At 60.5% G+C, this 3,862-nt stretch carries 9 protein-coding genes; all 9 read left to right on the top strand.

Annotation, left to right across the window (positions count from 1 at the left end; translation table 11 throughout):
- Nucleotides 1–45: 45 nt before the first annotated feature.
- Nucleotides 46–393 (top strand): hypothetical protein, encoded by a 348-nt coding sequence (locus TY09_RS17360; protein WP_242841529.1) that lies wholly within the window; start codon nucleotides 46–48, stop codon nucleotides 391–393.
- A 22-nt stretch (nucleotides 394–415) separates the two neighbouring features.
- Nucleotides 416–757 carry a hypothetical protein gene (locus TY09_RS17355; RefSeq protein WP_042436997.1) on the top strand — a complete coding sequence of 114 codons (342 nt, stop codon included), beginning with the start codon at nucleotides 416–418 and terminating at the stop codon, nucleotides 755–757.
- A 19-nt stretch (nucleotides 758–776) separates the two neighbouring features.
- On the top strand, nucleotides 777–1,787 hold the full coding sequence (locus TY09_RS17350) for a phage major capsid protein (RefSeq protein ID WP_042436995.1): 1,011 nt from the start codon (nucleotides 777–779) through the stop codon (nucleotides 1,785–1,787).
- 20 nt (nucleotides 1,788–1,807) lie between these two features.
- A complete protein-coding gene (locus TY09_RS17345) occupies nucleotides 1,808–2,164 on the top strand; it encodes a hypothetical protein (protein WP_042436992.1) in 357 nt (118 codons plus the stop codon).
- Nucleotides 2,161–2,517: a hypothetical protein gene (locus tag TY09_RS17340; protein WP_042436989.1), complete on the top strand. Its 357-nt coding sequence runs from the start codon at nucleotides 2,161–2,163 to the stop codon at nucleotides 2,515–2,517. Before TY09_RS17345 ends, TY09_RS17340 begins: the two co-directional genes overlap by 4 nt.
- The gene (locus TY09_RS17335; protein ID WP_042436985.1) at nucleotides 2,504–2,914 is read left to right on the top strand and encodes a hypothetical protein; all 411 of its coding nucleotides are present in this window, start codon (nucleotides 2,504–2,506) and stop codon (nucleotides 2,912–2,914) included. Before TY09_RS17340 ends, TY09_RS17335 begins: the two co-directional genes overlap by 14 nt.
- Nucleotide 2,915: 1 nt before the next feature.
- Complete coding sequence (locus TY09_RS17330) at nucleotides 2,916–3,308, top strand: hypothetical protein (protein ID WP_042436983.1); 393 nt, start codon at nucleotides 2,916–2,918, stop codon at nucleotides 3,306–3,308.
- Complete coding sequence (locus TY09_RS18965) at nucleotides 3,305–3,439, top strand: hypothetical protein (RefSeq protein WP_276325305.1); 135 nt, start codon at nucleotides 3,305–3,307, stop codon at nucleotides 3,437–3,439. The genes TY09_RS17330 and TY09_RS18965 overlap by 4 nt, the downstream gene beginning before the upstream one ends.
- Nucleotides 3,436–3,862, top strand: a 427-nt coding sequence (locus tag TY09_RS17800; RefSeq protein WP_052335765.1) for a hypothetical protein, incomplete at its 3' end; no start/stop codon positions are given. The genes TY09_RS18965 and TY09_RS17800, both read left to right, overlap by 4 nt.

Below are 3,862 nucleotides of genomic sequence, written 5' to 3'. Positions count from 1 at the left end.
GGAGTGATCAAGGCCTTTCGGCCCGGAAAGGAGGAAACAGAATTCATGGAGGAAATCAGAAAGTCGCTGCGCGCAGGGGAACAGATAACGCTGACCGCCGCGCAGACCGGGGAGCTTGAAAAACATTTGGAGCAGCTGGAGGCTCTGGCGGAGAGCGGCAGGCAGTACCGCGAAAGCGTGAGCAAAAATGTGGTGAGGCTGTGCGCACTCGGTAAAACGGGAATCCCGGCGGAGGTGATGGGCCGTGCGGCGCAGAGTATGCCGCTCGAGGATCTGCTCTCGCTGGAAAAAGCGCTCAAACGGCAGGCGGAGGGCATTTTGCCGCTGCGCCCCCAGCTCATGCCGGAGCATCCGGAGGCAGCAGACAGCGGAAACGACATGTTCCGAATTTAATACAGAAACGGGAGGAAAGAGCATGAAAGTAGCATTTGGCGGATATGGAGAGAAGCTCGTTACCTTTGAAGCGGCGGAAGGCGTTTTGGCCGGAATGCCGGTGATGATGAGCGCAAATGGAACGGTGGTCCCCTGCGCCGCGGGAAAGGCATTCTGCGGCGCTGCGGTAAATGTGCGCAACGGATTTGCCGCCGTGCAGCTGGCCGGGTACGTGCGACTGCCCTACACAGGCACGGCCCCGGCGGTCGGCTACCAGACGCTTGTGGGCGACGGTGCGGGCAAGATCAAGACGGACGCGGCCGGCCGGCAGCTTCTGGTTGTGGACGTGGATACTTCCGCCGCGGTATGCGGCGTGATTCTGTAATGGAAAAGGAGGAGAACACATGGCTTTTTATGATACGCTCAAACTGGAAAAGGGCATGTATACAGTGGGCAAGGGCTTTACCCGGACTCTGGAGGAGCTAGACCCCTCTACGAATTACGAGGGTACCCCTCTGTCAGGGCTGGACGCCTACCAGCGCCAGCTCAAGCGCTTCGACATCCGCGTAGGAGGCCCCGGCTCCGACCCGGTGGAAAAATTCTTTCAGACCAGCGACAGCGCGGCACTGTTCCCCGAATATGTTTCGCGCGCGGTGCGTCAGGGAATGGAGCGGGCCGATCTGCTGCCCGGCATTGTGGCGACGGTAACGAAAATCAACTCGATGGATTACCGCACGATCACCTCCGATCCCCTGCCGCAGGACAAAGAACTTCTGCCGGTGGCGGAGGGTGCGGAAATTCCCCGCACAGTGGTCAAAACACAGGAGAATCTGGTGAGACTGCACAAGCGCGGGCGCATGCTGGTGGCGTCGTATGAAGCGCTACGCTTTCAGAAGCTGGACCTGTTTACCGTCACGCTGCGGCAGATCGGTGCGTATATCGCCCGCGCGCAGCTCGACGACGCGGTGAATGTACTGCTCGACGGCGACGGAAACGGCAATCCCGCCCCGGTGACGGATGTGACCGGCGCACTTTCGTATCAAAACATGGTCAGCCTGTGGAGCGCTTTGCAGCCCTACGAGCTGAACACCATTCTGGCCTCTACCCCGGCGATAGAGGATATTCTGAACCTGAAGGAGTTTCAGGATTCCGTGGCTGGACTTGATTTTCAGGGTACCGGCAAGCTGGCTACGCCGCTTGGCGCAAAGCTGCTGCATGTGCCGTCGCTTTCCGGCAGCCGCCTGATCGGCCTTGATAAGAACTGCGCGCTGGAAATGGTGCAGGCCGGGGATGTGCTGACCGATTCTGACAAGCTGATCGATCGCCAGCTGGAGCGCGCTTCCATCAGCGTGATTGCCGGGTTTGCGAAGATCTTTGCCGGGGCATGCCGTGCCGTCAGCTATACCGGAGAATAAAAGGATAGGAGGGAAAGCCGATGAATCAGCAGGCGATTCTGGAACGATTTCTTTGCCTTTCGGGGCTTTCCCCGGAAGAAGCGCAGCCCTGGCAGGGGCTGTGTGAAGAGGCCATGCAGGAATTGAACGCTCAGGTACTCACCGGAGCGGAGGGCGGGGCGGTGCTGCTGAACGCCGCTGCCGCCGCCCTGGCCTTTTATCGCTATTCCGCAGCGCAGTCCAGCACCCCGGAGAGTGATTTTACCGCCGGTGACGTCCGTGTGACAAAAGGCTCCGCGGGAATGGAGGCGGCCCGCCGACTTTGGCTGGAGGCGCGCCGTGCCGCCGCCCCTTATCTGCGCGACGAGGAATTCTATTTTGGGCAGGTGCGTTCATGACGCGGGCGGCGTTCCTCCGGCGGATGCTGGAGCGGTATGGCAGCGATACGATAGTGACGGTTCCGGGAGAAAGCCCGGTGACCGTGCGGGCCATGATTCAGGCGATGAACTACAAGAACAAGGTTTACCCCGACGACGCGTGGATGCCGGAGGGGTACTTTGACAATTCCCATTTCTTTTACATCGGCCCGCCGGACTGCCGGCTGGACCAGATGAGCGGCGCGGTGCTGCGCTGCGTGGAAAAGGAATACAAGGTCATCCGCGCGCAGGGCTTTCTGGCGGGGAACCGGATTTTATATGTATGGGCGGTTCTGCGGGAACTGCCGGGGGAGGAAATAGATGGCGGAATTTGATTTGCTGGAGCAGGAGCTGCTGCGGCAGCTGCAGGAAAGGGAGTCCCTTCGGGATATCCGGTTTTCGACAGCGTGGGAGAACAGGCGGGAAAAGTCAGACGGCATCAGCGCCATGTTGAAAATTCTTCCGGTGCGTTTTGTCCCCGCCTCGCTGGATGAATCTCTGCGCCGGGCGGAGCTGACGGTCAGCATCTGGATTTCCGCCCCCCGCGCGATGGGCGGCACCGCATGTGTGGACGCCTTTTCCCGCATCAGCGACGCGCTGTTGTTCGGTGAAAACGGGCTGTGCCTGCAGACCATCTCCTGTGGGAAGGTGGAGTATTCCGAAGCCGCCGAAGCGTTCCGGATGAGCGCCGAGGTGGGCATGACGGCATACTGCCGGGAAAGCGGGGGATAACATGGAGCTTTTGGTGCCGAAGCGTCAGAGCGTATCCATTGAGCTGAACGGCGAGAGGGTCGCCTCCGCAAGCGCTGTAAAATGCGTGTGTGTCAAAGAGCGCAGAGCAATCCGCGCGTTTGGCGAGGCGGAGCCGGTGGCCTGGCTGGACCTTTCCCCCTCGTACCGTCTGGAGCTTTCTCAGTTGAGTGGTTTCGGGCAGAGCATCAGCCGCTCGTCTCTTTGGGAGATGAGCGATTTTCGCCTTGTTACCGTGCAGGACGGCGTACGCACCGTATACAGCGGCTGCGAGTGGCAGGAGCTGACGGAGCAGGCGGACGCCGGGAACGGCTTTCTGGCAGAGCATGCCGTGATGACTGCCCGGAAAAGGAGCAGAGAGGAGGAGCCGGTATGAACGAAACCGAAGGCCCTGTCGGGAGTGTTTCCGCTGTGCAGGAGAGGGAGCAGGCCGAACGGATCAGCCGCGTACTGGAGCGGGATTATCGGCGCTATCCTCACCCGATTTCGGAGGAAGAGTTGACATGAAGCTGCAGCCGATGAAATACGGGGAATACGTCTGGCCGCATAATCCCGAGCACCTGACGGTGAGCTGCCGCAGAGCAGTGCGGGAGCTGCAGGCGCCGTTTGCCGGGAGCATCTTGCAGGATTACGGCGTACAGAAGCGTGTGGTGGAGGGCGAGGGCGAGTTTTATGGTGCGGACTGCATCGGGCAGTTCCAGAAGCTGTATGGGGAGCTGGAAAAAACGGAACGGGCTGTGCTGACCCTGCCGAATGTTCCGCCGTTCTTCGTGCGCTTTGTCACACTCGAACTGATCGGCAACCCGGAGCCGGACCTTGTGCGTTACCATTTTGTGTTCTGGGAGGACGGCGCGGCAGAAACTGCCGGGAACCTGCTTTCCGGGCAGGTGCACGAATGCCGTGAGGGCGACGATCTGTGGCGGATCGCCG

It is taken from the genome of Faecalispora jeddahensis (genome assembly GCF_000577335.1).
GTDB lineage: Bacteria > Bacillota > Clostridia > Oscillospirales > Acutalibacteraceae > Faecalispora > Faecalispora jeddahensis.
This window is presented reverse-complemented; position numbering and strand designations above follow the sequence as displayed.

Bases quoted from the DNA above. Each gene is read 5' to 3' on its own strand.
- TY09_RS17330 (WP_042436983.1), top strand. From the start codon at position 2,916: ATGGAGCTTTTGGTGCCGAAGCGTCAGAGCGTATCCATTGAGCTGAAC.
- TY09_RS17340 (WP_042436989.1), top strand. From the start codon at position 2,161: ATGACGCGGGCGGCGTTCCTCCGGCGGATGCTGGAGCGGTATGGCAGC.
- TY09_RS17355 (WP_042436997.1), top strand. From the start codon at position 416: ATGAAAGTAGCATTTGGCGGATATGGAGAGAAGCTCGTTACCTTTGAA.
- TY09_RS17350 (WP_042436995.1), top strand. From the start codon at position 777: ATGGCTTTTTATGATACGCTCAAACTGGAAAAGGGCATGTATACAGTG.
- TY09_RS17335 (WP_042436985.1), top strand. From the start codon at position 2,504: ATGGCGGAATTTGATTTGCTGGAGCAGGAGCTGCTGCGGCAGCTGCAG.
- TY09_RS18965 (WP_276325305.1), top strand. From the start codon at position 3,305: ATGAACGAAACCGAAGGCCCTGTCGGGAGTGTTTCCGCTGTGCAGGAG.
- TY09_RS17360 (WP_242841529.1), top strand. From the start codon at position 46: ATGGAGGAAATCAGAAAGTCGCTGCGCGCAGGGGAACAGATAACGCTG.
- TY09_RS17345 (WP_042436992.1), top strand. From the start codon at position 1,808: ATGAATCAGCAGGCGATTCTGGAACGATTTCTTTGCCTTTCGGGGCTT.